The 24,082-nt window shown below is 73.7% G+C and carries 28 protein-coding genes and 2 tRNA genes; 17 read left to right on the top strand and 13 right to left on the bottom strand.

Going from position 1 to position 24,082, the window contains the following annotated elements:
* The first annotated feature begins 75 nt into the window (after nt 1-75).
* From H9624_RS15700 to H9624_RS15690, 3 genes are read left to right on the top strand one after another with little or no spacing between them, the layout of a single operon-like run.
* Nucleotides 76-1,083: a carbohydrate ABC transporter permease gene (locus tag H9624_RS15700; protein WP_251840837.1), complete on the top strand. Its 1,008-nt coding sequence runs from the start codon at nt 76-78 to the stop codon at nt 1,081-1,083.
* Nucleotides 1,080-1,970: a carbohydrate ABC transporter permease gene (locus H9624_RS15695; protein ID WP_251840836.1), complete on the top strand. Its 891-nt coding sequence runs from the start codon at nt 1,080-1,082 to the stop codon at nt 1,968-1,970. Before H9624_RS15700 ends, H9624_RS15695 begins: the two co-directional genes overlap by 4 nt.
* A 46-nt stretch (nt 1,971-2,016) precedes the next feature.
* On the top strand, nt 2,017-3,462 hold the full coding sequence (locus H9624_RS15690) for a GH1 family beta-glucosidase (protein ID WP_504740266.1): 1,446 nt from the start codon (nt 2,017-2,019) through the stop codon (nt 3,460-3,462).
* 57 nt (nt 3,463-3,519) lie between these two features.
* Here H9624_RS15690 and H9624_RS15685 read toward each other — a convergent pair whose 3' ends face one another.
* Nucleotides 3,520-4,167: a response regulator gene (locus tag H9624_RS15685; RefSeq protein WP_251840834.1), complete on the bottom strand. Its 648-nt coding sequence runs from the start codon at nt 4,165-4,167 to the stop codon at nt 3,520-3,522.
* A complete protein-coding gene (locus tag H9624_RS15680; protein ID WP_251840833.1) occupies nt 4,164-5,375 on the bottom strand; it encodes a sensor histidine kinase in 1,212 nt (403 codons plus the stop codon). The genes H9624_RS15685 and H9624_RS15680 overlap by 4 nt, the downstream gene beginning before the upstream one ends.
* A gap of 121 nt (nt 5,376-5,496) precedes the next feature.
* Here H9624_RS15680 and H9624_RS15675 point away from each other — a divergent pair, with 121 nt between their 5' ends.
* The 3 genes from H9624_RS15675 (at nt 5,497) to rdgB (ending at nt 7,714) form a co-directional block, all read left to right on the top strand.
* Nucleotides 5,497-6,225: a GAP family protein gene (locus H9624_RS15675; protein ID WP_251840832.1), complete on the top strand. Its 729-nt coding sequence runs from the start codon at nt 5,497-5,499 to the stop codon at nt 6,223-6,225.
* Nucleotides 6,226-6,323: 98 nt separating this feature from the next.
* The gene (rph, locus tag H9624_RS15670; protein WP_251840831.1) at nt 6,324-7,094 is read left to right on the top strand and encodes a ribonuclease PH; all 771 of its coding nucleotides are present in this window, start codon (nt 6,324-6,326) and stop codon (nt 7,092-7,094) included.
* Nucleotides 7,091-7,714, top strand: a complete 624-nt coding sequence (rdgB, locus tag H9624_RS15665) for an RdgB/HAM1 family non-canonical purine NTP pyrophosphatase (protein ID WP_251840830.1) — start codon at nt 7,091-7,093, stop codon at nt 7,712-7,714. The genes rph and rdgB overlap by 4 nt, the downstream gene beginning before the upstream one ends.
* A gap of 123 nt (nt 7,715-7,837) precedes the next feature.
* On the opposite strand, the gene H9624_RS15660 is transcribed toward rdgB, so the two are convergent.
* The 4 genes from H9624_RS15660 to bcp form a co-directional block, all read right to left on the bottom strand.
* Nucleotides 7,838-8,269, bottom strand: a complete 432-nt coding sequence (locus tag H9624_RS15660; RefSeq protein ID WP_251840829.1) for a DUF3054 domain-containing protein — start codon at nt 8,267-8,269, stop codon at nt 7,838-7,840.
* Nucleotides 8,266-8,799 (bottom strand): NUDIX hydrolase family protein, encoded by a 534-nt coding sequence (locus tag H9624_RS15655; protein WP_251840828.1) that lies wholly within the window; start codon nt 8,797-8,799, stop codon nt 8,266-8,268. Before H9624_RS15655 ends, H9624_RS15660 begins: the two co-directional genes overlap by 4 nt.
* Before the next feature lie 50 nt (nt 8,800-8,849).
* Nucleotides 8,850-8,931, bottom strand: a tRNA-Leu gene (locus H9624_RS15650).
* A 19-nt stretch (nt 8,932-8,950) separates the two neighbouring features.
* Nucleotides 8,951-9,427: a thioredoxin-dependent thiol peroxidase gene (gene bcp / locus H9624_RS15645; protein ID WP_251840827.1), complete on the bottom strand. Its 477-nt coding sequence runs from the start codon at nt 9,425-9,427 to the stop codon at nt 8,951-8,953.
* A gap of 98 nt (nt 9,428-9,525) precedes the next feature.
* Here bcp and H9624_RS15640 point away from each other — a divergent pair, with 98 nt between their 5' ends.
* Together H9624_RS15640 and H9624_RS15635 are read left to right on the top strand one after the other, a co-directional pair.
* Nucleotides 9,526-10,017: an ArsR/SmtB family transcription factor gene (locus H9624_RS15640; RefSeq protein ID WP_251840826.1), complete on the top strand. Its 492-nt coding sequence runs from the start codon at nt 9,526-9,528 to the stop codon at nt 10,015-10,017.
* A complete protein-coding gene (locus tag H9624_RS15635; protein WP_251840825.1) occupies nt 10,014-10,910 on the top strand; it encodes a M23 family metallopeptidase in 897 nt (298 codons plus the stop codon). The genes H9624_RS15640 and H9624_RS15635 overlap by 4 nt, the downstream gene beginning before the upstream one ends.
* On the opposite strand, the gene H9624_RS15630 is transcribed toward H9624_RS15635, so the two are convergent.
* Nucleotides 10,889-10,964 (bottom strand) — tRNA-Lys (locus tag H9624_RS15630). The two genes, H9624_RS15635 and H9624_RS15630, sit on opposite strands and share 22 nt — an antisense overlap.
* Before the next feature lie 138 nt (nt 10,965-11,102).
* Here H9624_RS15630 and H9624_RS15625 point away from each other — a divergent pair.
* The 4 genes from H9624_RS15625 (at nt 11,103) to H9624_RS15610 (ending at nt 14,350) form a co-directional block, all read left to right on the top strand.
* The gene (locus H9624_RS15625; protein ID WP_251840824.1) at nt 11,103-12,017 is read left to right on the top strand and encodes an ATP-grasp domain-containing protein; all 915 of its coding nucleotides are present in this window, start codon (nt 11,103-11,105) and stop codon (nt 12,015-12,017) included.
* A gap of 332 nt (nt 12,018-12,349) precedes the next feature.
* A complete protein-coding gene (locus H9624_RS15620) occupies nt 12,350-13,405 on the top strand; it encodes a YeeE/YedE family protein (RefSeq protein ID WP_251840823.1) in 1,056 nt (351 codons plus the stop codon).
* A gap of 13 nt (nt 13,406-13,418) precedes the next feature.
* Complete coding sequence (locus tag H9624_RS15615) at nt 13,419-13,643, top strand: sulfurtransferase TusA family protein (protein WP_251840822.1); 225 nt, start codon at nt 13,419-13,421, stop codon at nt 13,641-13,643.
* A 128-nt stretch (nt 13,644-13,771) separates the two neighbouring features.
* The gene (locus H9624_RS15610; protein WP_251840821.1) at nt 13,772-14,350 is read left to right on the top strand and encodes a dihydrofolate reductase family protein; all 579 of its coding nucleotides are present in this window, start codon (nt 13,772-13,774) and stop codon (nt 14,348-14,350) included.
* 69 nt (nt 14,351-14,419) lie between these two features.
* Here the strand turns inward: H9624_RS15610 and H9624_RS15605 are convergent, their stop codons facing one another.
* Together H9624_RS15605 and H9624_RS15600 are read right to left on the bottom strand one after the other, a co-directional pair.
* Complete coding sequence (locus tag H9624_RS15605) at nt 14,420-14,971, bottom strand: DUF488 domain-containing protein (RefSeq protein ID WP_251840820.1); 552 nt, start codon at nt 14,969-14,971, stop codon at nt 14,420-14,422.
* A 36-nt stretch (nt 14,972-15,007) separates the two neighbouring features.
* A complete protein-coding gene (locus H9624_RS15600; protein ID WP_251840819.1) occupies nt 15,008-15,334 on the bottom strand; it encodes an ArsR/SmtB family transcription factor in 327 nt (108 codons plus the stop codon).
* 16 nt (nt 15,335-15,350) lie between these two features.
* Here H9624_RS15600 and H9624_RS15595 point away from each other — a divergent pair, with 16 nt between their 5' ends.
* On the top strand, nt 15,351-15,827 hold the full coding sequence (locus H9624_RS15595; protein WP_251840818.1) for an SRPBCC family protein: 477 nt from the start codon (nt 15,351-15,353) through the stop codon (nt 15,825-15,827).
* A gap of 27 nt (nt 15,828-15,854) precedes the next feature.
* Here the strand turns inward: H9624_RS15595 and H9624_RS15590 are convergent, their stop codons facing one another.
* Nucleotides 15,855-17,396 (bottom strand): SDR family oxidoreductase, encoded by a 1,542-nt coding sequence (locus H9624_RS15590; protein ID WP_251840817.1) that lies wholly within the window; start codon nt 17,394-17,396, stop codon nt 15,855-15,857.
* 93 nt (nt 17,397-17,489) lie between these two features.
* On the opposite strand from H9624_RS15590, the gene nadE reads away from it, so the two are divergent.
* Nucleotides 17,490-18,332: an NAD(+) synthase gene (nadE, locus tag H9624_RS15585; RefSeq protein WP_251840816.1), complete on the top strand. Its 843-nt coding sequence runs from the start codon at nt 17,490-17,492 to the stop codon at nt 18,330-18,332.
* Between the two features lie 72 nt (nt 18,333-18,404).
* Here the strand turns inward: nadE and H9624_RS15580 are convergent, their stop codons facing one another.
* A complete protein-coding gene (locus H9624_RS15580; protein WP_251840815.1) occupies nt 18,405-19,355 on the bottom strand; it encodes a DUF808 domain-containing protein in 951 nt (316 codons plus the stop codon).
* Between the two features lie 136 nt (nt 19,356-19,491).
* Between H9624_RS15580 and H9624_RS15575 the strand changes: the two genes are divergently transcribed.
* Genes H9624_RS15575 through H9624_RS15565 form a run of 3 tightly spaced genes read left to right on the top strand, consistent with a single transcriptional unit; the run spans nt 19,492 to nt 21,909 of the window.
* Nucleotides 19,492-20,466, top strand: coding sequence for an MDR/zinc-dependent alcohol dehydrogenase-like family protein (locus H9624_RS15575; RefSeq protein ID WP_251840840.1), 975 nt, complete (start codon nt 19,492-19,494; stop codon nt 20,464-20,466).
* Complete coding sequence (locus H9624_RS15570; protein WP_251840814.1) at nt 20,467-20,853, top strand: 6-pyruvoyl trahydropterin synthase family protein; 387 nt, start codon at nt 20,467-20,469, stop codon at nt 20,851-20,853.
* Nucleotides 20,854-20,856: 3 nt separating this feature from the next.
* A complete protein-coding gene (locus H9624_RS15565; protein ID WP_251840813.1) occupies nt 20,857-21,909 on the top strand; it encodes a glycosyltransferase family 4 protein in 1,053 nt (350 codons plus the stop codon).
* Here H9624_RS15565 and ribA read toward each other — a convergent pair.
* Nucleotides 21,883-23,295 carry a GTP cyclohydrolase II gene (gene ribA, locus H9624_RS15560; protein ID WP_251840812.1) on the bottom strand — a complete coding sequence of 471 codons (1,413 nt, stop codon included), beginning with the start codon at nt 23,293-23,295 and terminating at the stop codon, nt 21,883-21,885. The genes H9624_RS15565 and ribA overlap by 27 nt on opposite strands.
* Nucleotides 23,296-23,335: 40 nt before the next feature.
* Complete coding sequence (locus H9624_RS15555; RefSeq protein ID WP_251840811.1) at nt 23,336-24,022, bottom strand: HAD family hydrolase; 687 nt, start codon at nt 24,020-24,022, stop codon at nt 23,336-23,338.
* Nucleotides 24,023-24,082: the final 60 nt, after the last annotated feature.

The raw sequence follows: 24,082 nt of genomic DNA, 5'->3' as shown, positions 1-24,082 counted from the left end.
CCCCCCCGGGGGGGGGGGGGCCCCCCCCCCCCCCCCCCACCGGTCCGTCCCGCCCTGACCAGACGAGAGGCCCCCATGACTTCCACCGCCCCCGTGCGGCCGGCAGCGAGCGCGCCGGCCCCCGAGCCCCCCGCGCGTCCCGCGCCCGAGCCGCCCCGCCGCACCCTGCGGTCCCGGATCTTCCGGTGGGAGGCCGTGACGGCGCCCTACGTCTACGTCGCGCCGTTCTTCCTGCTCTTCGCCGCCTTCGGGCTGTTCCCCCTCATCTACACGGTGTGGGTGAGCCTCTACGACTTCCGCCTCAACTCGGAGATGACCTGGGTGGGGCTGGACAACTTCGTCTGGCTCTTCGAGAACCCGAAGTTCTACAACGCGCTGCTCAAGACCTTCACCATCGGGGTCCTCTCGACGGTGCCGCAGCTGATTCTCGCCCTCGGCCTGGCGCACCTGCTCAACTACCGGATGCGGGCCCGGAACTTCTTCCGGATCGCGATGATCATGCCGTACGCGACCTCCGTCGCGGCGTCGACGCTCGTCTTCGCCCAGATCTTCGGGCGTGACGGCGGCTTCGCGAACTGGATGCTCTCGCTCATCGGCATGGACGCCATCGACTGGCGCAACGGCAACGTCACCGCGCAGATCGCCATCGCGGTCATCGTCACCTGGCGATGGACGGGCTACAACGCGCTCATCTACCTCGCCGGCATGCAGTCGATCCCCTTCGACCTCTACGAGGCGGCCTCGCTCGACGGCGCGAGCCGGTGGCAGCAGTTCCGCCACATCACCCTGCCGGGCCTGCGCCCGACGATCGTGTTCACCGTCGTCGTCTCGACCATCGGCGCGACCCAGCTCTTCGGTGAACCCTTGCTCTTCGGCGGTGGCACGCCCAACGGCGGCGCCGTCAACCAGTACCAGACGCTGGGGCTGTTCATGTACCAGCAGGGCTGGCAGTTCGGCAGCCTCGGCCGGGCGGCCGCCGTCGCGTGGGTGACCTTCCTGCTCATCATCGTCCTGGTCCTGCTCAACACCGCACTCGTGCGCCTGCGCACCCGCCAGCGCCTCACCGACGGGGGAGACCGATGACGACGATCACCCGACCGCCTGCCATCCCCGGCACGCCGCTGGCCGCGCCGCGCCGTTCGCGCAAGCGCGACAACCACGGGGCCGGCTGGCTCACCTACGTCGTCCTCGGCGTCACGGCCTTCCTCTTCATCGCGCCCTTCTACTACATGATCGTCGCGGCGAGCCGGCCGATGTCGGAGATGGTCCAGTCCCCGCCGCCGCTCACCCCGGGCCCGAACCTGGTGGCGAACATCCAGACGGCGCTCGACCAGCAGAACATCGGCCTGGCCATCACGAACTCGGTCATCGTCTCCGGCACGGTCACCGTCGCGACGCTGCTCTTCTGCACGCTGGCCGGCTTCGCCTTCGCCAAGCTCCACTTCAAGGGCAAGAAGCAGCTGTTCGCCATGACGCTGGGCACGATGATGATCCCGCCGACGCTCGGCGTCGTGCCGCTCTACATGGTGATGTCCGAGCTGGACCTCGCCGGGCGGCTGTCCTCGGTCATCCTCCCCACGCTGGTCTCGGCCTTCGGCGTCTTCTTCATGCGCCAGTACCTCATGCAGTCCCTGCCGGACGAGCTCATCGAGGCCGCGCGTGTGGACGGCGCGACGTCGCTGCGCACCTTCTGGAGCATCGTCCTGCCGATCGCGCGCCCCGGGATGGCGGTGCTCGGCATGCTCACGTTCATGACGGCCTGGAACGACTTCTTCTGGCCGGTCATCACCCTGAACTCCACCAACCCGACCGTCCAGGTCGCGCTCAACAACCTCGGCAGCGGCTACGTGCCCGACACCGCCATCATCATGGCCGGCACGCTCATCGGCACGCTTCCCGTCGTCGTCGTCTTCATCCTGCTCGGCCGCCAGATCGTCAGCGGCATCATGGCCGGCGCCGTCAAGGGCTGACGCCACCTCTCACCCACGAAGAAGGGAGCAGGGCGTCAGCGCCCTGATTCACACCATGAGCATCCAGACCACCACCGCGCCCGACGCGCTCCGCCTCGACCTGCCCAAGAGCTTCGTCTGGGGCGCGGCGACCGCGGCCTACCAGATCGAGGGCGCCGCCGACGCGGGCGGCCGTACCCCCTCCATCTGGGACACCTACAGCCACACCCCCGGCAAGGTGCAGAACGGGGACACCGGCGACGTCGCCGACGACCACTACCACCGCTTCCGCGAGGACGTCGCGACCATGAAGGAGCTGGGTCTGCAGACCTACCGCTTCTCCATCGCCTGGCCCCGCATCACCCCGCAGGTCACCGCCGACAGCCTCGGCCCGGTCAACGAGGAGGGCATCGACTTCTACTCCCGCCTCGTCGACGAGCTCCTCGCCGCCGGCATCACCCCGGCCGCGACGCTCTACCACTGGGACCTGCCCCAGGCGCTCGAGGACGCCGGCGGCTGGCCGGCACGGGCGACGGCGGAGCGCTTCGCCGAGTACGCGGGCGTCGTCGCCGCCCGCCTCGGTGACCGCCTGCGCACCTTCATCACCCTCAACGAGCCGTGGTGCTCGGCCTACCTCGGCTACGGCAGCGGTGTCCACGCCCCCGGCCGCACGGACCACGCCGACGTCCTCGCCGCCGTCCACCACCTCAACCTCGCCCACGGCCTGGCGACGACGGCGATCCGCGCCGAGCGTCCCGACGCGACGGTCGGGCTCACGCTCAACCTCGCCTGGGTGAACCCGGCCACCGACGCCCCCGCCGACGTCGCGGCCGCGCAGCGCATCGACGGCCTGCAGAACCGGGTCTTCCTCGACCCGGTGCTCACGGGCTCCTACCCGCAGGACATCATCGAGGCGACGGCCTCGGTCAGTGACTGGTCCTTCGTCCGGGACGGCGACCTCGAGCTCATCCGCCAGCCCCTCGACGTCCTCGGGGTGAACTACTACAGCCCCACCGTCGTGCGGGCGTACGACGGTGTGGGGGAGCGCGAGGAGGCCGACGGTCACGGGGCGAGCACGGCCAGCCCGTGGCCCGCCTGCTCGGACATCGAGTTCCCGCAGCAGCCCGGCCCGTACACCGAGATGGGCTGGTCCATCGACGCCCGCGGCCTCACCGAGCTCCTCGTGCGGATGCACCGCGAGCACCCGGGCCTGCAGCTCATGGTGACCGAGAACGGGGCGGCCTTCCCCGACCGTGTCGAGACCGACGGCAGCATCCAGGACCTGGACCGCATCGAGTACCTGCGCGACCACGTCCAGGCCGTGAGCGACGCCGTCGCGGCCGGTGCGCCCGTGCGCGGCTACTACGTGTGGTCACTGCTCGACAACTTCGAGTGGGGCTACGGCTACTCCAAGCGCTTCGGCATCGTCCACGTGAACTACGAGACCCAGGAGCGCACGAAGAAGGCCAGCGCCCACTGGTACGCCGACCTCATCAAGGCCCAGCAGGCCTGAGGAACCGCTCGGCCCCGCACATCGCGCCACCTGCCCGGTGCGGCGTGCGGGGCCGTCTCACGCGAGGCCGGCCTCGCGGGCGCGGATGGCGGCCTGCACCCGCGAGGTGCAGCCCAGCTTGGCGAGCACGCGCGACACGTGGGTCTTGGCGGTCGCCTCACCGATGTGCAGCGCCTGCGCCAGGCCCGCGTTCGAGAGCCCCTGCCCGAGCCCGGCCAGCACCTCCCGCTCCCTGTCGGTGAGTGCGGCGACGTCGGCCGGGACCTCCGCCTCCACGGGCTCCGGTGCCTGCGCGAAGGCGGCGAGCAGCCGACGGGTCACCTCCGGCGCGACGACACCCTCCCCGGCAGCGACGCGGCGGACGGCGTCGAGGAGCGTCGCGGCGTCGGCGGTCTTGAGGAGGAAGCCCGCGGCGCCGGCCCGGAGCGCCCCGAAGACGTACTCGTCGAGGTCGAAGGTGGTGAGGACGAGGACGTCGGCCAGCCCCTCCGCGACGATCGCCCGGGTCGCGGCGATCCCGTCGGTCCCGGGCATGCGGATGTCCATGAGGACGACGTCGGGGCGCAGCGCCCGCGCGTTCGTCAGGGCGCTCGCGCCGTCGGCGGCCTCGGCGACGACGGCGACGTCCTCGTCGCCCTCGAGGATGAGCCGCAGCCCGGAGCGGATCGCGGCGTGGTCGTCGGCGACGAGGACGCGGATGGTCACGGGGTCTCCTCGAGGGGGATGGTGGCGCGGACGTGCCACCGGCCGTCGGACGGGCCGGCGTGGAAGCTCCCGCCGAGGGCCTCGGCGCGCTCCCGCATGGTGAGCAGGCCGACGCCCGTGCCCGCCGGGGGCGGGGGGAGCACGCCGTCGACGGCGTTGGCGACCTCGACCCGCACCGCCGCGCCGGTGAGGGCGACGGTGACGTCGACGGGCCCGCTGCGGCCGTGCTTGAGGGCGTTGGCGAGGGACTCCTGGACGATGCGGTAGGCGGCCTGGTCGACGGCCGCGGGCAGCTCGGGGGACGCGGCGGGGGACGCGACGGTGAGCTCCATCCCCTGGCCGCGGAACCCGGCGGCGAGCGCGTCGAGCTCGGCGAGCCGGGCGGGGCTCGTGCGGGCCTCGTCGCCCGTGCGCAGGAGATCGATCATCGCGCGCATCTCCCGCAGGGCCGCCACGCTCGCCGAGCGGATCGCGGTGAGTGCCTGCCGGTCGCGGCGGGCCGCACGGTCCTCCTCGTCGGGTCGCGGCGAGCTCAGGGCGGCCTCGGAGTGGATCGCGATCGCGGAGAGGTGGCTGGCGAGCGCGTCGTGCAGGTCACCGGCCATCCGGGTGCGCTCGGCGTGGACCACCTCCTGCTCCCGCAGCTCACCGATCCGGGCCAGATCGCGGGCGCGGGCCGAGGCCAGCGCGGCGAGCTCGGTCTGCTGGCGTACCGACCGTCCCCACCAGAGCGGGGTGCCGAGCACCGCGAACGCGAGGAGGGCGACGTTCGCCGTGGCCCGCAGGTCACCGGTCGCGACGAAGGCCGCCGCCGCGCCGCCCGTGACGCTGAGGACGACCGCCACGCTCAGCCTGCGGAGGGCGGAGCCGCTCACCCGCAGGGCGGCCGAGTAGATGAGGTCGAGCAGGCCGAGCATCGCGCCCATGCTGCCTCCGAGCAGCGCGTCGACCGCGAAGACGAGCACGCCCGCACCGAGCGAGAGCAGCGGGGTGCGCGCCTTCGCGAGCATGACGGCGCACATGACGGCGAGGGTGAGGACGAACCACCACCGGTTCGTCGCGAGCGACGGGCCGCCGCCCCACAGGCCGACCAGCCCGACGGCGAGGAGGGCCAGGCCGGCGACGAACGTGGCGAGGGCGTCGCTCACCACACGGGCGCGCTCGGTCCCGCGCACCCGCTCCCGCAACGTCCCGACCAGGCCTGGCACGTCCCCATCCCAGCACACGCCCGGACGCGACCAGGTCCGTCGAAGGATGTACGCGCGGTGGTGGTGGCGTCGGCCCGTCGGCGGACGACGGCGAGGGCGGGCGGGCGGCACCGTCGAGGGCATGACCACCGCGACCGCCGCGACCCTCGCCGTCCTCGCCCTCGTCGACTCGACGAGCTTCGGCACGCTCCTCATCCCGATCTGGTTCCTCCTCACGCCCGGCCGGGTCCGGGTCGGGCGGATCCTCGTCTTCCTCGGGACGGTGGCGGGGTTCTACCTGCTCCTCGGCATCGCGCTCGTCGCCGGGCTAGGCGCGGTGCTCGGCGACCTCGACACCGTCCTCGAGAACCCGCTCGTCGCCCGGCTCCAGCTCGTGCTCGGGACGGCGATGCTCGTCGGCAGCTTCTTCGTCGGGCGCAAGCGGCCGGGGGAGCCCGCGCGGCCCGGCAGGCTGCTGCGGTGGCGGGAGCGGGCGATGGGGACGGAGACCGACACCGGCGTGGGCGGCCTCGTCACGCTCGCGCTCGCCGCCGCGCTGCTCGAGGTCGCGACGATGCTGCCCTACCTCGCGGCGACGGGCATCATCGGCTCCTCCTCGCTCGCGGCGCCGGCCCGCCTCGGGGTGCTCGCCGCGTACTGCGTCGTCATGGTGCTGCCGGCGCTCCTGCTGCTCGGCGGCCGGCTCGCCGCGGCACGCCTCGTGCAGCCGCTGCTCGAGCGGGTGGCGGCCTGGATGGAGCGGACCGGAGGGGAGACGACGGCGTGGATCGTCGGGATCGTCGGCTTCCTCGTCGCGCGCGACGCCCTCGGCCGGATCCCCGAGCTGCTCTCCTTCCTCGACGCGATGTGACGGCCCGACGCGCGGCGCCGCGGGTGGACGTGGCGAGGAAGGTCACCTCGGGCGTCGGCGCCTCGCCCTGACGGCGGGGTAGTCGCTAGCCTGTCGGGATGACCTCAACCTCCGCGAGCACCATCGTTCCGCGCGCCGACGGCCGCGCCCCCGACGAGCTCCGTGAGGTCCGGTTCACCCGAGGCTGGCTCGACAGTGCCGAGGGCAGCGTCCTCGTCGAGTTCGGCGGCACCCGGGTGCTGTGCGCCGCCTCCTTCACCCCGGGCGTCCCGCGCTGGCGCAAGGGCTCGGGCCAGGGCTGGGTCACCGCCGAGTACGCGATGCTGCCCCGCTCCACCAACACCCGCAGCGACCGCGAGTCCATCAAGGGCCGCGTCGGCGGCCGCACCCACGAGATCTCCCGCCTCATCGGACGCTCCCTGCGCGCGATCATCGACGTGAGCGCGCTGGGCGAGAACACGATCGTCCTCGACTGCGACGTCCTCCAGGCCGACGGCGGCACCCGCACCGCTGCCATCACCGGCGCCTACGTCGCGCTCGCCGACGCCGTCGCGTGGGGCATCGCCAAGGGCGCCATCACCCAGGGCGCGACGCCGGTGCTCACCGACTCCGTCGCCGCCGTCTCCGTCGGCATCGTCGACGGGCAGCCGGTCCTCGACCTGCCCTACGTCGAGGACGTCGCCGCCGAGACCGACATGAACGTCGTCGTCACCGGGTCCGGCGGCTTCGTCGAGGTCCAGGGCACGGCCGAGCGCAAGCCGTTCGAGCGCCACGAGCTCGACGAGCTGCTCGACCTCGCCGTCACCGGCACCGCCAAGCTCACCGAGCTCCAGCGCACGGCGCTCGCCGCGCCGGTCCCCGGCCGGTGACCGGGAGCCCGGCGCGGCTCGTCCTCGCCACGCACAACGCGCACAAGATCGGGGAGCTGCGCGCGATCCTCGCCCCGCTCCTGCCCGACCTCGACCCCGCCTCGGGGGTGGGCGCCGCCGACGGCGGGGCGCCCGAGCCCGTCGAGGACGGCGTCACCTTCGCCGAGAACGCGCTCATCAAGGCCCGTGCGCTGGCCGCCGCCACGGGCCTGCCGGCCGTCGCGGACGACTCCGGCCTCGCCGTCGACGTCCTCGGCGGGGCGCCGGGCATCTTCTCCGCGCGCTGGTCCGGCCGGCACGGGGACGACCGCGCCAACCTCGAGCTCCTCCTCGCCCAGCTCTCCGACGTGCCGGCCGAGCACCGGCGCGCCCGCTTCGTCTGCGCCGCCGCACTCGTCACGCCCGGCGGCGAGGAGGTCGTCGAGACCGGCGAGATGCCCGGGCGGCTGCTCACCGCGCCCCGGGGCAGCGGCGGCTTCGGCTACGACCCGATCCTCCAGCCGGACGGCGAGGACCGCTCCGCGGCCGAGCTCAGCGCGGAGGAGAAGAACGCGATCTCCCACCGCGGCAAGGCATTCCGCGCTCTCGCGCCGCACGTCGTGCGCGTCCTTGCCGGCTGACCCGCAGCCCCCGCCTCGCCACGCCCGCCCCGGACCCCGCGAGTACGCACACACGGTCACCTGGGGGGCGCCCGCCGGGCGTCCAGGCGACCGTATGTGCGTACTCGGCGAGAAGGACGTGGGTCAGGGGCGGCGGGCTCGCGCCACCATCAGCCAGACGGCGCGCCAGCCGAGGAGCAGCGCGCCCAGCACCCCGAGCGCCACGAGGACGAAGGGCAGCGCCGTGCCGTCGCCCAGCGCGGCCCGCAGTCCCAGGCCGCCGGCCCACGTGACGAGCCAGGCGACGACGCCACCGGGCCACAGCCGCAGCGACCCGTGCTGGACGAGCACGGTGACGAGGAGCCGCGCGAGGAGGAAGGGCAGCGCCACCTCGAGGACGTCGGTCACCGACCGACCGCCCTCGTGCGCCCCGCGCCCGAGGTAGGCGAAGAGCACGACCGCCGCCATGTCGAGCAGCATCGCGGCGCCCCGCTGGCCCCACGTCCCGGGCCCGGCGGCCCGCGACGCGCGGCCCACGTCCAGCCCCTGCGGGCCGGTGCCGGGCTGGATGCTCACGGCAGGCGGCCCACGTGCGCCAGCGCCTGGCGCAGGAGGGTGCTGTGCCCGTCGACGAGCTCGGCCTGCACCTCGGGGAGCAGCGCCTCGCGGGGGGTGAACCAGCCGACCTCGAGGGTGTCCTGCTGGGGGTGGCAGTCGCCGTCGACGGGGACGACGTAGGCGAGCGACACCGCGTGCTGGCGCGGGTCGTGGAAGCCCTGACCGGGGGTCGGGAAGTACTCACCGACCGTGAAGGGCTGCGGGGAGAGCGGCACGCGGGGCAGGCACAGCGAGCCGAGGTCCTTCTCCAGGTGGCGCGTGAGCGCCTCGCGCAGGGTCTCGTGGAAGAGGACGCGGCCGGAGACCAGCGCGCGCTGGAGGCGGCCGTCCGTGGCGCGCAGGAGCAGGCCCACCTGCTGGACCTGGCCGGTGGCGTCCACCCGCACGGGCAGGACGTCGACGTAGAGCATCGGGACCTGGCGGCGGACCCTCTCGAGGTCCTCCGGCGGGAGCCAGGGGGTGATGTCGTCCGAGGCCAGTCCGCTCATGGTGCTTCTCTTCCGTGTTGCGTGGGTGCCCGCGCGGGGCGAGTACGTCGTGCGCGAGGCGGGACTCGAACCCGCACGTCCGAGGACACCAGGACCTAAACCTGGCGCGGCTGCCAGTTACGCCACTCGCGCGCGGGACAAGCCTACGGGGTCAGTCGATGCCCAGGTCCTTGCGCAGGCGGGCGACGTGGCCGGTGGCCTTGACGTTGTACCGCGCCAGCGTGACGGTGCCCTCGGCGTCGACGACGACCGTGGAGCGGATGAGGCCCGTGTAGGTGCGCCCGTAGTTCTTCTTCTCGCCCCAGGCGCCCCACGCCTCGATGACCTCGTGGTCGGGGTCGGAGGCGAGCGGGAAGGTGAGGGACTCGGCCTCGGCGAAGCGGGCGAGCTTGTCGGTGCCGTCGGGCGAGACGCCGACGACGGCGTAGCCCTGGCCCTGGAGGGCCGCCAGGCTGTCGCGGAAGTCGCAGGCCTGGGTGGTGCAGCCGGGCGTGGACGCGGCCGGGTAGAAGTAGACGACGACGCCCTTGTCGGCCGAGGCGCGCAGCTCCGCGAGGCTCACCGAGGCGCCGTCGGCGGTGGGCAGGGTGAAGTCCGGGGCGGTCTCGCCGGGGGAGAGCTGGGGCACGGGTCCTCCGTCGTCGTCGTGGGCGTCCCGTCCAGCATCGCACGGCCCGCCGCCACCGCGGACTATGCAAGTACGGAAGTTCGTAATAGCGTTGCGGCATGTCAGCAGAACGCCTCGCCGCCCTCGAGGAGCGCGTCGCCGCCCTCGAGTCCCGCCTCGCCACCCCCGCTGCCGCGGTCACGCCCGACAGCCCGCTGTGGGCGCTCGAGGGCCTGCAGGAGCGGGTGGAGGACCCCGGCGCCGTGCTCCTCGTCGGGCACGTCGAGCTCCCTGACGGGCGCCGCGCACAGTGGCAGCTCGGGGCCGTGACCGACGACCTCCTCGGCGCGGACTGGACCGAGGAGGCCGACGTGCTCGTCGCGCTCGGGCACCCGGTGCGGCTGCGCCTGCTCCAGCGCGTCCTCGGTGGCGCGACGACCGTCGCGGAGCTCGTCGACACCGACGGCGTCGGCACGAGCGGGCAGGTCTACCACCACCTGCGTCAGCTCACCGCCGCCGGCTGGCTGCGGGCGCTGGGCGGCGGCCGGTACGAGGTCCCCGTCGCGCGGGTCGTCCCGCTGCTCGCCGTCGTCCTCGGGGGGCGGCGATGAAGCGCGCGGTCGCCCGCTGGCAGACGTGGTGGACGCGGCTGTTCGTCGCGGCCGTCCTCGCCGCGGCGCTCCTGCCGGTCCCGCGGCCCTGGGGGCTCGTCGTCGCCGCCGTGCTCTTCGCCCTGTCCCTCGTCCGCCCGCCGGCGACCACCCGCGAGCCGGTCGAGGTCGATCCGCCGCTGCGGGGCCGCTGGGTCGTCGTCAACGGCCCGGGGACGGCGGTGCCCAGCCACGGGGTCAAGGCCTACGGACAGGCGTACGCCGTCGACGTCCTCCAGCCCGCTCCCGACGCGCCGACCTCGATCGGCTGGGGACTGCGTCCCCGCCGTCCGGAGACCTACCCGTCCTTCGGCCGTCCGGTGCACGCCGTGGCCGGCGGCACGGTGGTCCGCGCCCGCGACTCCCAGCGGGACCACGGGGCCCGGGACACGTGGCCGCTGCTCGTGTGGATGATGACCGCCGAGGGGTTCCTCCGGGACCTGGCCGGTGTCGGCAGGATCCTCGGCAACCACGTCGTCGTGCGGCACGACGACGGCACGGTCGCCGTCTACGCCCACCTGCGCCGCGGCTCGGTCGGTGTCCGGGACGGCGAGGTGGTGCGTGCCGGTGAGGTGCTCGCCGAGGTGGGCAACACCGGCAACACCTCCGAGCCGCACCTGCACGTGCAGCTGATGGACCGTGAGCGGCCCACCGCGGCGGCGGGTGTCCCGATGCGGTGGCGCGGTGTCGGCGCCGACGGCGAGCGCGACCCGCGGTGGGCGACGGGCCGGCGCAGGCCGAGCGCGCTGCCGGACTTCCCGGAGAACGGCCAGGTGCTCGAGCTCGGTGAGGGAACGCGAAAGGCCGCCTCCCGGGGGAGACGGCCTTCGGCTGGTGCGCCATCTAGGACTTGAACCTAGAACCCACTGATTAAGAGTCAGTTGCTCTGCCAATTGAGCTAATGGCGCTTGCTGTTGCCCTTGCGGCAGTCCCAAACATTACCACCGGCTCCGGGCGCTGCCCAGCCGGGAGGGCCCCTCGTGACGAGTATCACCGGCCCTCGCGAGCAAGCCGCGGCATACCGCGGTTTCGGATAGGTTGAGCGCGTGTCGAAGCCTCGTGTCACTCTCGCGACCTGCCTGGACCACCCCGAGCTGGACCAGGGGGAGGAGGGGCTGCCGGACGCCCTCGCCGAGCGGGGCATCGACCCGCGCGTCGCCGCGTGGGACGACGAGTCCGTGGACTGGTCCGAGGCGGGCATCGTCGTGCTGCGCTCGGTCCACAACTACGCGACCCGTCGGCAGGACTTCCTCGCGTGGGCCAAGGGCATCGGCAAGCTGCTCAACAGCGCGGACACCGTCGAGTGGAACACCGACAAGCACTACCTCCAGGAGCTCGGCCGGCGCGGCATGCCCACGATCGACACCGTGTGGCTGGAGCCGGAGAAGAACCTGTCCAAGCACCAGGTGCACACGCGCTTCCCCTCGCTGGGCGACTTCGTCGTCAAGCCGGCCGTGTCCTCCGGCTCCCGCGACACCGGCCGGTACACCGCCCGCGACGCGACGTCGCGCATGCACGCGATCCAGCACGCCTACCAGCTCCTCCAGGACGGGCGCGCCGTCATGGTGCAGCGGTACGTGGAGTCGGTGGACGAGCGCGGTGAGACGGCGCTGATCTACCTCAACGGTGTGCTGTCGCACGTCGTGGAGAAGGAGCCCATGCTCCTCGGTGAGCAGGCCGCCGCCGACGAGACGGGCGACGAGGTCGCCGTCGCCCGGCACGCCACCGAGGCCGAGCTGCGCGTCGGTGAGCGCGCCCGGGCCGCGATCCACGGGTACATCAAGTCGCGGATGGGCCGCGACGCCCAGCTCCTGTTCAGCCGTATCGACATGGTCGAGGGCGACAACGGCGAGCCCTGCGTCATGGAGGTCTCGCTCGTCGACGCGTCCCTCTACCTCGGTGCCGTCGACGGTGCCGTGGGCGGCTTCGCCGACGCCATCGCCTCCCGCGCCTTCTGGTGACCCGCGGGCGCGCCACCGCGCCCGTCTCAGTGACCGGACGGCGGTGGACCCGCCCGCGCGCCCGCTCCTAGCGTCGCCCCCAGGTCGAAGGACCTGACAAGGGGGACCACCATGCTCAGCCACACGTACCTGTCGCCGCGCGCTGCTGCCCGTCGCCTGTGTACCGGCGAGTGTCGGTGACCCCGCTCGCCTGACCGGCTCGAGCGACCGACCCCGGCGGTGCGCCGGCCCTTTCGCACCTTCGCCATGTCCGCGCGCCGTGCCGGCGCGCCCTGCCCGCGCGCGCCGCCGCGCCGGGACCTGCACCCACACCTGGCAAAGGAACACCACTCATGGTCCTCACCGGACTTGCCGTCGGCGGAGCCCTCGGCTTCGCCATGCAGCGGGGACGCTTCTGCGTCACCGGTGCCTTCCGCGACGTGTGGATCGGGCGCAACACGCGCTGGATCACCGCGTTCCTCATCGTCATCGCGGTCCAGAGCGTCGGGATCTTCGCCCTCGACGCCCTCGGCGTCATCCAGCTGAGCTCCGGGGAGCTGGCGCCCGTCGCGACGATCGTCGGCGCCTTCATCTTCGGTTTCGCGATCGTCCTCGCCGGGGGCTGCGCCACCGGCACCTTCTACCGCTCCGGCGAGGGCCTCATCGGCTCCTGGTTCGCGCTCATCTTCTACGCCGGCTCGGCGGCGGCCATGAAGTACGGCGTCTTCGCCGACCTCACCGCCGCCGCCCGCGCCCAGACCGTGGGGCTCACCTCGATCCACGAGACCCTCGGCATCTCCCCGTGGTGGCTCGTCGCCGCCCTCGTCCTCGCTGTCGGGTACGCGGCAAGCCGCCACCTCGCGGCCGAGCCGACGCTCGCGTCGCTGCCGCCGCGCCGCACCGGCCTGGCCCACCTGCTCCTCGAGAGGCCGTGGCACGCCTTCGCCACGGCCGTCGTCATCGGCGTCATCGCCATCGTCGCGTGGCCGCTGAGCACCGCCGCGGGCCGTCCCGCGGGCCTCGGGATCACCACGCCGTCGGCCAACACCGTCGCCTTCCTCGTCACCGGCGACGTCGAGCTCGTCGACTGGGGCGTCCTCCTCGTCCTCGGCATCCTCGTCGGCGCGTTCATCGCCGCCAAGGCCTCCGGGGAGTTCCGCCTGCGCGTCCCCGACGCCACGACCATGGTCCGCTCGATCACCGGCGGCACGCTCATGGGCGTCGGTGCGGCGCTCGCGGGCGGCTGCACCATCGGCAACGCCATGGTCAACACGGCCCAGTTCTCCTACCAGGGCTGGCTGTCCTTCGGCTTCATGGTGCTCGGCACCGGCGCCGCCACGCACGTCTTCATCCTGCGCCACCGCCCGGTGGCGCAGCGCAGCTCGACCCCGTCCCTCGTGGACGCCTGAGAAAGGACCACCCGTGCCCATCACCCTTCAGACCTCCGGACAGGTCTGCCCCTTCCCGCTCGTCGAGGCCAAGGACGCCATCGCGGCCCTGCCCGAGGGCGACCACCTCACCATCCACTTCGACTGCACCCAGGCCACCGACGCCATCCCGCGCTGGGCCGCGCAGGAGGGCTACCCGGTGACGGACTACCGCCGCATCGGTGACGCGGAGTGGTCGATCACCGTCCAGAAGAAGTAGCCCGGGAGGCGCGAGGACGACGACGGCGGGGCTGCCCGCCGTCATCGTCCTCGCGTATTCCCTGGCGCGCGGTGGGCCGTCACCGCCAGGATGGCCGCGAACCGACGTCACCGACAGGGGGAGACTCCGTGCGCCGCCTCACCTACTACATCGCCGTCTCGCTCGACGGCCGGATCTCCGGCCCGAGCGACGAGTTCGACTTCTACCCGCAGCCGGAGGACTACACCGCGTGGATGCTGGAGGAGTACCCGGACACGATCCCCAGCCACGGCCGTGCGCACCTCGGCCTCACCGACCGCCCGAACACGCGCTTCGACACCGTCGTCATGGGCAGGCGGACCTACGAGCCGGGACTGCGGGAGGGCGTCACCAGCCCGTACGCGCACCTGCGCCAGTACGTCGTCTCGACGACGCAGGAGGAGCTGGACCCCGACGTCACCATCGTCCGTGACGACCCGGTCGCGCTCGTGCGCCGGCTCAAGGCCGAGGACTCCCCGCTCGACATCTACCTCGCGGGCGGTGCGCGGCTGGCCGGGGCGCTGCTGGCGGAGATCGACCGGTTCATCGTCAAGGTCTACCCCGTGGTCGCCGGCGCCGGGCACCCGATGCTCGAGGGAGCCGGCTTCGCCCCGAGCGAGGTCGAGCTCACGGACGTGCGGACCTTCGCCGGCGGGAACGTCGTGCTCACCTACGACCGGCGCCGCTGAGCGCGACCGTCGCCGGCCGCACCGGGCGGCCACCGCTCGCGGCGGCGCGTGCCGACGTTCAGGAGCCGTTCACGGGTCCGCTGGGGCGGGCGTGCCGTCCCACACGACGACGCCGTCACGCACCCGGGCGCCGTCGGACGGCTCGTGGAGGCGCACCTCGCCGTCGTGCATGAGGTGGTGGACGGGCAGGTCGAGCAGCAGCGTCGCGACGTCGGCGACCAGCCGGCGGTGGCAGCGCCACCACACCGCCTCGGAGCACATGACGGCGATGCGAGCGTCCCCGCGGGCCTCCTCGGCCACCTCGCCGAGAGCGGCCGTGAACTCCTCGGTCCGCGTGTAGCCCGCGTAGGCGCGGAAGGCGTCCACCTGCCACCACGTGTCCGGGGAGGCGGCGTCCTCGGCCTTGCGGAGGTGGCGGCGCCCGCCCAGGCGCGGCTCCCACCGGTAGGCGACCCCAGCCTCGGGCAGCCACTGCGCCATGGCGTCCCGCGCGACGTCGGCGTTGCGGCGGCTGCCGGGGAAGCGGCGGATGTCGACGACGGCGGCCACCCGCCGGTTGGTGAGGAGGGAGGCGAGCCCGGCACTCTCGAGCGATCCGTGTCCCACGGTGAGCAGAGGCATCTGGCCATTCTTCGACAGGCGGCGACCGGGCGCAGGTCAGTGGCGGTCGAGGTCCTCGAGCAGCTCGACGGCCGCGCGGGCGTACTCGCCGATCCAGCGGTCGTGGATGCGCTTGATCGGCAGCGGTGCGAGGGACAGGTGGCGCTCGCGCCCGACCTTGCGCCCGGTGACGAGCTCGGCGCGCTCCAGCACCCGCAGGTGCTGGAGGACGGTCGTGCGGTCGAGCTCGGGGACGTGGGCCGCGACCTCGCCGGTGGTCCTCGAGCCGGCCCTGAGGAGGTCGAGGATGCGGCGGCGGGTGGGGGAGGCGAGCGCCTTGAAGACGAGATCGTCGTCGGACCCGTTGACCTCACCCGCAGACACGTTGTAAAAATATCACATGAACACGTCAGAGCAGCTGAGCGAGCTGAGCTTCACCGTGTCGGGCCGCGTCTCACGGCCCTGCGCCGAGGTCTACGAGGCGATCGCCGACCCCGAGCGGCTCTCGAGGTACTTCACCACCGGCGGCGCGCGCGGACGCCTCGAGGCCGGCGCCGAGGTGACGTGGGACTTCCACGACTTCCCCGGCGCCTTCCCCGTGCGCGTCCTCGAGGCCGACAAGCCCCGGCGCATCGTCATCGAGTGGGACGGCGAGGCGACGACGAGCGAGCGGGGGACGACGACGGTCGTCTTCGAGCTCGAGCCGCTCGACGACGACTCGCGCACCCTCGTCACCATCACCGAGTCCTCGTGGCGCGCGACGCCGGACGGCGCGCGCCGGGCCTTCGACAACTGCGAGGGCTGGACGAGCATGCTGGGCGCGATGAAGGCCTGGGTCGAGCACGGCATCAACCTGCGCGAGGGCTTCTACGTCTGACCCTCGCGACGGACCGGGCTCCCAGCGTCAGGACGCGCTGCCGGTCACCGGGTGCCGCTCGGCCTCGTGGAGGATGTTGCGCGCCATGACCGGGAAGATCAGGGTGTGGAAAGGCAGCACGGCCAGCCAGTACAGGCGCCCGAAGATGCCGCGGGGGAAGAAGATCGCGCGCTGCCGGTAGCGGGAGCCGCCGCTCGGCAGGGCGTCGACGGACAGCTCCAGCCAGGCCCGGCCGGACGCGCGCATCTCGGCGCGCAGCGTGAGACGCCGTCCGGGCTCCACCGACTCCACCCGCCAGAAGTCCACGTGGTCCCCGACCTGCAGCCGGTGCGGGTGGCGCCGTCCGCGCGCCATGCCGGGCCCGCCGACGAGCTTGTCGAGGAACCCGCGCAGCCTCCACAGCAACGCCGGGGAGTACCACCCGTTCTCGCCGCCGATGCCCTGGACCACCCGCCACACCGACTCCGGCGCGGCCCTGCCGTCGCGCTCGCGGACGTCGGTGTAGACGGTGTGCCCGGCCCAGTCGGGGTCCGAGGGCAGCGGGTCGGCGGGGCCGGCGGACGCGGTGACGTCGTCGTCCCAGCTGGCCGTCACCCGGCCGGAGACCTGCCGCTCGATCGCGAGCCGGCACGCGTCGGGGTACTGGGTGAGCCCGCCGGGCGGGTCGGGGATGACCGTGGCGATCTCGTGGTCCCCGGCCACGGCGTCCTCGGCCATCGACGCGGCGAGCGGCATCGCCAGCGCGCGGGGGATCGGCGTCGTCATCCCGATCCAGAAGCCTGACAGGCGCGGGGCCGGGATCGGCAGCGCCCAGATCCGCCGGGGCCGCAGCCCGGCCACCTTCGCGTAGTCCGAGAGCAGGTCCTTGAAGGGCTGCGGCTTGCCGGAGCCGATGTCGAAGGTGCGGTTGACCGGCTCCGCCAGCGCGCTCGCGTGGGCGAGGTAGTAGAGGACGTCGCGGATGGCGATCGGCTCGATGAGGTTGTCGAGCCAGCGGGGCCCGGGCATGACGGGCAGCCGTTCGGTGAGGTGGCGGATCATCTCGAAGGAGGCCGAGCCGGACCCGATGACGACGCCGGCGCGCAGCACGACCGTGGGGACGCTGGAGCCGAGCAGGATGCGGCCCACCTGCTCGCGCGAGCGCATGTGGTCCGACAGCTCGTCGAGCTCCCGGTCCGGGTGCAGGCCGCCGAGGTAGACGATCTGCTGCACGCCCTGTGCGGCGGCCGCCTCGGCCACCGTCCGGGCGATCTGCGCCTCCCGCTCGACGAAGTCCCCGCCCCCACCCATCGAGTGGACGAGGTAGAGGACCGTGTGGACGTCGGCCATCGCGGCGCCCACCTGCTCGGCGTCCTCGAGGTCGGCGGTGACGAGCTCGACGTCCTTGGCCCAGGGCCGGTCCTCGAGCTTGCGCGGGTCGCGCGCCCCGGCACGCACCGTGAAGCCGGCGGCGACGAGCTCGGGGACGAGGCGTCCGCCGACGTAGCCGCTGGCACCGGTGACGAGGACCCGCCGGCCACCGCCGTCGGGCAGGGACAGGTCGAGCGGTGAGGCGGGGCGTGGGCTCATCCGCCCACGCTAGAGGCGCCGCGCCCCGGGCACCCGCCGAGAGTCCGGCCGTCCGGAATGACGACGAAACATTGCACCAGTAGATTCACGGGAATGGACACCCAGCTGCAGTCGGAGATCATCGCCGCGCTCGAGGTCGTCGACCCCGAGACGTTCGACGCCGCCGCCGAGGCGGAGCGTCGCATCGAGTTCCTCGCCCGGTACCTCCAGGACACCGGGGCCAAGGGCCTCGTCCTCGGGATCAGCGGCGGCGTCGACTCGACGGTCGCCGGACGCCTGTGCCAGCTCGCCTGCGAGCGGGTGCGCGAGGCAGGCGGCGAGGCCCAGTTCGTGGCCGTGCGCCTGCCCTACCGGGTGCAGAAGGACGAGCACGACGCCGTCGCCGCCATCGAGTTCATCGACGCCGACCTCGTCGAGACCATCGACATCGGGCCGGCCACCGACGCCCTGTGGGACCAGGTCCTCGCCTCGCGCACACCGGTCACCGACGCCAAGGACGACTACCACAAGGGCAACGTCAAGGCCCGGATGCGGATGGTCAGCCAGTACGCGATCGCCGGTGCTCGCGGCATGCTCGTCGTCGGCACCGACCAGGCGGCCGAGGCGTGCGTCGGCTTCTACACCAAGCACGGCGACGGCGCCGCGGACGTCACCCCGCTGTTCGGGCTGCCCAAGCGTCGGGTGCGCGACATCGGGCGCCGCCTCGGCACGCCGGACGAGCTCGTCAACAAGGTCCCCACCGCCGACCTCGAGTCGGACAAGCCGCTGCTCGCCGACGAGGAGGCGCTCGGGGTGCGCTACGAGGCCGTGGACGACTACCTCGAGGGCCGCGAGGTCTCGGCCGAGGACGAGGCGACCATCGTCGGCTGGTACCGCCGCACCGGCCACAAGCGGGCACTGCCCGTCACGCCCGACGGCTACCTCGGCCGCCCCTGAGACTCAGGGCCCAGTAACACGTCAGCTCTCGGCGACAGGACGCCCGTCGCCGAGAGCTGACTTGTTCCTGGGTCAGTGGGCGGCGGCGTCCTTCTTCCGGCGCGGGACCAGGTGCATGATGACGACGACGACGGCGCCCACGACGAGCCCGACGACCGCCGAGGACAGCGTGTTGACGAGCCAGGTGACGAAGCCGCTCAGCGCTCCGAGCCCACCGGCCACGGCCTCCTCGAGGTGGTGGACGAGCTCGTAGGGCGCGTGCCAGCCGAGGTCGTCGACCCCGACGAGCAGGATGTGCCCACCGACCCAGAGCATCGCCACGACGCCGACGACGGAGAGCACCGCGAGCACCTTCGGCATCCCCTTGACGAGGAGGCGGCCGACCTTCTGGGAGCCGGCGGAGTCCCGCTTCGCGAGGCTGAGGCCGATGTCGTCCATCTTAACGATGAGCGCGACGACGCCGTAGACGAGCGCCGTGATCCCCAGGGCCACGACGACGAGGATGATCGCCCGGTTGAGGAGCGGCTCGTCGGCGACCTCGTTGAGCGCGATGACCATGATCTCGGCGGAGAGGATGAAGTCGGTGCGGATCGCGCCGCTCACCATCGTCTTCTCGTGGTCCTCGCCCTTCGCGGCGGCGGGGGCCGCCGTCTTCTCCTTGTGGTGCCCGGTGACGTACTCGTAGAGCTTCTCCGCGCCCTCGTAACTGAGGTAGAGACCACCGACCATGAGGATCGGGGTGAGCAGCCACGGGAGGAACTGGCTGAGCAGCAGGATCGCCGGGAGGATGAAGACGAGCTTGTTGCGCAGGGAGCCGGTCGCGATCTTCCGGATCATCGGCAGCTCGCGGTTGGAGGTGAAGCCGTGGACGTAGCGCGGCGTCACCGCGGTGTCGTCGATGACGACGCCCACGGCCTTGGCGCTGGCGCGGCCCGCTGCGGCACCGATGTCGTCGACCGAGGCCGCGGCGATCTTGGCCAGGGCGGCGATGTCGTCGAGCAGTGCAGCAAGGCCACCGGCCATGAGATCTCACTTCCGTTCACGCGGGCACGGGTTCCCCGCGCCCCTGGGTCAGCGTGAGCATAAGTGCTGGGACGCCCGTCGGCGCGCGCGTGCCCGTTCGCGTCGACACGTGCCCGGCGGGCAGGATGGGCCCGTGATGGTCGAGGCGTACTGGACGGTCGGTCCCGAGGAGGGACAGCTCCGGCAGACGTCCCTCGACGCTCCCGGACCCGGCGAGGTGCTCGTCCGCACCCTGGCCTCGGCGATCAGCCGGGGCACCGAGACGCTCGTCCACCGCCACGCGGTGCCCGAGGCCGTCCGCCCGCTCATGCGCGCCCCGTTTCAGGAGGGCGACCTGCCCGGCCCGGTGAAGTACGGCTACCTCTCCGTCGGCGTCGTCGACGCCGGCCCCGAGGAGCTGGTCGGCCGGCGGGTGTTCTGCCTGTACCCCCACCAGACGCGGTACGTCGTGCCCGCCACCGCCGTCGTCCCCGTGCCCGACGACGTGCCCACCGAGCGCGCCCTGCTCGCCGGCGCCGTCGAGACCGCCGTCAACGCCCTGTGGGACGCCGCCCCACGGCTGGGCGACAGGGTCGCCGTCGTCGGCATGGGGATGATCGGCGCGTCCGTCGCCGCCCTGCTCGGCGGCTTCCCGCTCGGGCGGCTCCAGGTGGTGGACGTCGACCCGCGCCGTGGGGAGCTCGCCGCGCGCCTCGGGCTGGAGCTCGTCACCCCGGAGGAGGCCGCCGGGGACTGCGACGTCGTCCTGCACTGCTCGGCGAGCGAGGCCGGCCTCGCCACCGCCCTGCGGCTGGCCGGGGAGGAGGCGGAGGTCGTCGAGCTGTCGTGGTACGGCACCGACGCGCCGCGCGTCCCGCTGGGGGAGGCCTTCCACGCCCGTCGGCTCACCGTCCGCGCCAGCCAGGTCGGTGCCGTCAGCGCCGCCCGCCGCGCCCGCCGCACCACCGCGGACCGGCTGGGAGTGGCCCTGGACGCGCTGCGCGACCCGCGCTTCGACGCCCTCCTCACCGGCGCCAGCGCCTTCGCCGAGCTGCCCGGGACCATGGCGGACATCGCCTCCGGCCGGCTCCCGGCCCTGTGCCACGTCATCCGCTACCCCGAGGAGAGCTGAGTGTTCAGCGTGACGGTCCGCGACCACATGATGGTCGCCCACAGCCTGCCCGACCCGTTCTTCGGCCCCGCCCAGGGGCTGCACGGCGTCACCTACGTCGTCGAGGCGACGTGGTTCCGCCCCGAGCTCGACGAGCACGGCGTCGTCATCGACATCGGCGCGGCGACCGAGCGGCTCGGTGAGGTCACCGGCGCGCTGCGCTACCGAAACCTCGACGACCTCGAGGACTTCGCGGGGCTCGTCACCACCACCGAGGTCGTGGCCCGGCACGTGGCCCACCGTCTCGCCGAGGGGCTGGACATGACCCCGTACACGGCGCTGGAGGTCACGCTGCGCGAGCACCCCGACGCCTGGGCGACCTACCGACTCGAGCTCCCCGGGAGCTAGCCGGTGCCGGCGCTGCGGTTCGTCGTCCCCGCGCGCGGGGACGGGCCGAGCGGGGGCGACGTCTACGACGCGTGCCTGGCCCGCGCCTGGCAGGCCGCGCACGGGCCGGTGGAGGTGCTCGCCCTGCCGGGGTCGTGGCCGCGGCCCGGGCCGGCCGAGCGGGAGGCGCTGCGAGGGGCGCTGGGCACGTCCGGCACCGTCGTGCTCGACGGCCTCGTGGGCAGTGCCTGCCCCGGGGAGGTGAGTGCCGCCGTCGCCGCCGGCGTGCGCGTGGTCCTCCTCGTCCACCTCCCGCTGCCGGCCGAGCTCGGACTACCGCGCGCGGACGCGGACCGGCTCGCCGCGCTGGAGTCCCGTACCGTCCACGCCGCGTCCGCCGTCGTCACGACGAGCCGCTGGGCGGCCGCGGACCTCACCCGCCGCTACGGGCGGACCGGCGTCCTCGTGGCCAAGCCCGGGGCCGAGCCCGCCGCGGTCGCGGCAGGTAGCCGCCCGCCGCACCTCCTCGCGCTCGGCGCCCTCACCCGGGTGAAGAACCACGCCGGGCTCGTCCCGGCGCTCGACGCCGTGCGCGACCTGCCGTGGCAGGCGACCTTCGCGGGTCCGGGCACCGCCCAGCCCGCCGTCGCCGAGCACCTGCTCCGCGCGCTCGACACGGTGGGGCTGGCGGACCGGGTGTCGCTTCCCGGCGTCGTCACCGGGGACGCCCTCGAGGGGCTGTGGCAGCGCACCGACCTGCTGCTCGTCCCCTCGCTCGTGGAGACCTACGGGCTCGTCGTCACCGAGGCGCTCGCCCACGGCGTGCCCGCGGTCGTGTCCGCGGGCACCGGCGCCGTCGAGGCCCTCACCGGCCGGCCCGAGCCGCTGCCCGACGACGCGGCCGGCACCGCCGTGCCGCCCGCGGACCCCGGCGCGTGGGCGCGGGTGCTGCGCCGGTGGCTGACCGACACGGAGCAGCGCGCGGCGTGGCGCGCGGCCGCCCTCGCGCGCCGGCAGCACCTGCGCACGTGGGCCGACACCGCGGCGGACCTACGGCGCGGTCTCGGCCCGGGCTGAGCGCAGCGCCCGCAGGTCCAGCTCGGTGCACACGTCCTCGCCCAGGAGGAACCGGCGCGTGCGGGTGCGGACGGCGTCGGCGAGGAGGTCGGAGCCGGTGAAGCGGACCCCGGGGACGCCGTCGCCGATGAGGACCGGCGCCGTCGTGAGGAAGAGGCGGTCGAGCACGCCGGCGTCGAGGAAGGCGGAGACGACGCGGCCCCCGCCCTCGACGAGCACCCGGCCCAGGCCGCGCTCGCGCAGCAGCTCGAGCACGCGCGCCGGGGCCGCCGGGCCGTCGTCGTCCAGGCGGACGACGTGGACGTGGCCGGGGAGGTCGTCGGGCACGACGGCGCCGGGGCCGACGAGCCACAGGGTCGGCGCCGCGCCGTCGGTGAGCACGTGGGAGGCGAGGGGCGTGCGGGCACGCGGGTCGAGGACCACCCGGACGGGGTGGTGGCCGGGGACGGCGCGCACGGTGAGGCGGCAGTCGTCGGCGGTGACCGTCCCGACCCCGACGACGACGGCGTCCACGAGCGCCCGCAGCCGGTGCAGGTGCTCGCGGTCCTCCTCACCGGTGACGAACTCCGCGTCACCGGTCCTCGAGGCGATGAAGCCGTCCAGGCTCTGGCCGAGCTGGGCGACGACGGCGTGGGAGCCGAGGGCGACGAGCGGGCCGTAGCGCTCCACCAGCTCGTGCGCGGGGTCGTCCGGTGTCACGGCGGGAACCGCACCCCCCAGGAGGGCGTCCCAGGCGTCGTCCGCGCGCGGGCGGTCGTGCCGCATGCGCTCGCGCTTGGTCGCGAGGTACGCCTCGTTCTCGGGGTGGGCGGGGACGATGAGGCTCACCCGCTCGACGACGTCGACGCCCAGGGCGCTGAGGGCCTCCTCCTTGGCGGGGTTGGAGGACAGGAGGCGGATCCGGTGCACGCCGAGGTCGTGGAGGATCGCGGCGGACTGGTCGTAGCTGCGGGCGTCGGCGCTGTGCCCGAGGGCGAGGTTGGCGTCGACGGTGTCGGCGCCGAGGTCCTGCAGGGCGTAGGCGCGCAGCTTCTCGAGGAGACCGATGCCGCGGCCCTCGTGCCCCCGGACGTAGACGACGGCGCCCTCGCCCTCGGCGGCCACCGCCGCCAGCGCGGCGTCCAGCTGCTCGCCGCAGTCGCAGCGCCAGGAGCCGAAGGCGTCACCGGTGAGGCACTCGGAGTGGACCCGCACGAGCGGCGCGTCGAGCGGGTCCGGCTCGGTGAGCCCCATGACCAGGGCGACGTGCTCGGTGCCGGTGACGTCACGGAAGCCGAGCATCCGGAAGGCGCCGTGCCGGGTGGGCAGGACGGTCTCGACCTCACGCTCGACGACGGCGGGCGGCTGCGCGGCCAGGGGTTCGGCACGCTCCTCGAGCTGGGACATCGGTTGATCCTTCCTGCACCGGTCTGGCGACCTCGCCACTCTAGACGGGGCCGGGGCGCAGAACGGCCAGGTTCGGCGCCGCCGCGACCGCGCCCACGGCGCGCAGCTCCGCGCGCCGCCCGGAGTCAGGGGACAGGCCGATGCACGGCATCCCGGCCGCCGTCGCCGCGTGGACGTCGCTGGGCGAGTCGCCGACCATGACGGCGTCCGCGGGAGCCACGCCGGCGCCTTCGGCCGCGGCCAGCAGCGGGTGCGGGGAGGGCTTGAGGTGCTCCGGCCGCTCCGGGTCCCGCCCGTGCACCGGGAGCCCTGCGAGGACCGGCCCACCCGTGGCGAGGACGGCGGCCGCCGCCTCCGGTGCGTTGTTCGTGACGACGGCGACGGCGGCACCCCGGTCGAGGCACGTGACGACGAAGGCCTCGGCCCCGGGAACGAGCAGGGCGCCGGCCGCCGCCGCGACCTCCCGCTCGGTGCACCACCGCTCGACGACGCGTCCGGCGTCCGGGTCCCGCTCGGCGACGAGGCGCAGGAGCTGGACGTGGTCGGTCTCGGTGCCGAGGTCGTCGTCGGGCTCGAGCCCGAGCGAGAGGGCGAGCTCGAGAGCGCCGGCCGTCACGCGGAGGTACTCCTGGCCGGGCAGGAGCCGGGTGAGGGGACCGTCGAGGTCGAGCACCACGAGGCGCCGGGTGCTGAGGAGCGCGCGCGCCGCGCCGAGATCGTCGTCCACCGCGTGATCGTACGGTCCGCGCCCCCGCGGACCTCGCTGCTGAACCGGACCCGCTGCTGC

Origin of the sequence: Oceanitalea stevensii (assembly GCF_014837105.1) — a bacterium.
GTDB classification, from domain to species: Bacteria; Actinomycetota; Actinomycetes; order Actinomycetales; family Actinomycetaceae; genus Oceanitalea; species Oceanitalea stevensii.
The sequence above is the reverse complement of the archived record's forward strand: the minus strand, read 5'-3'. Positions and strand labels throughout refer to the sequence as shown.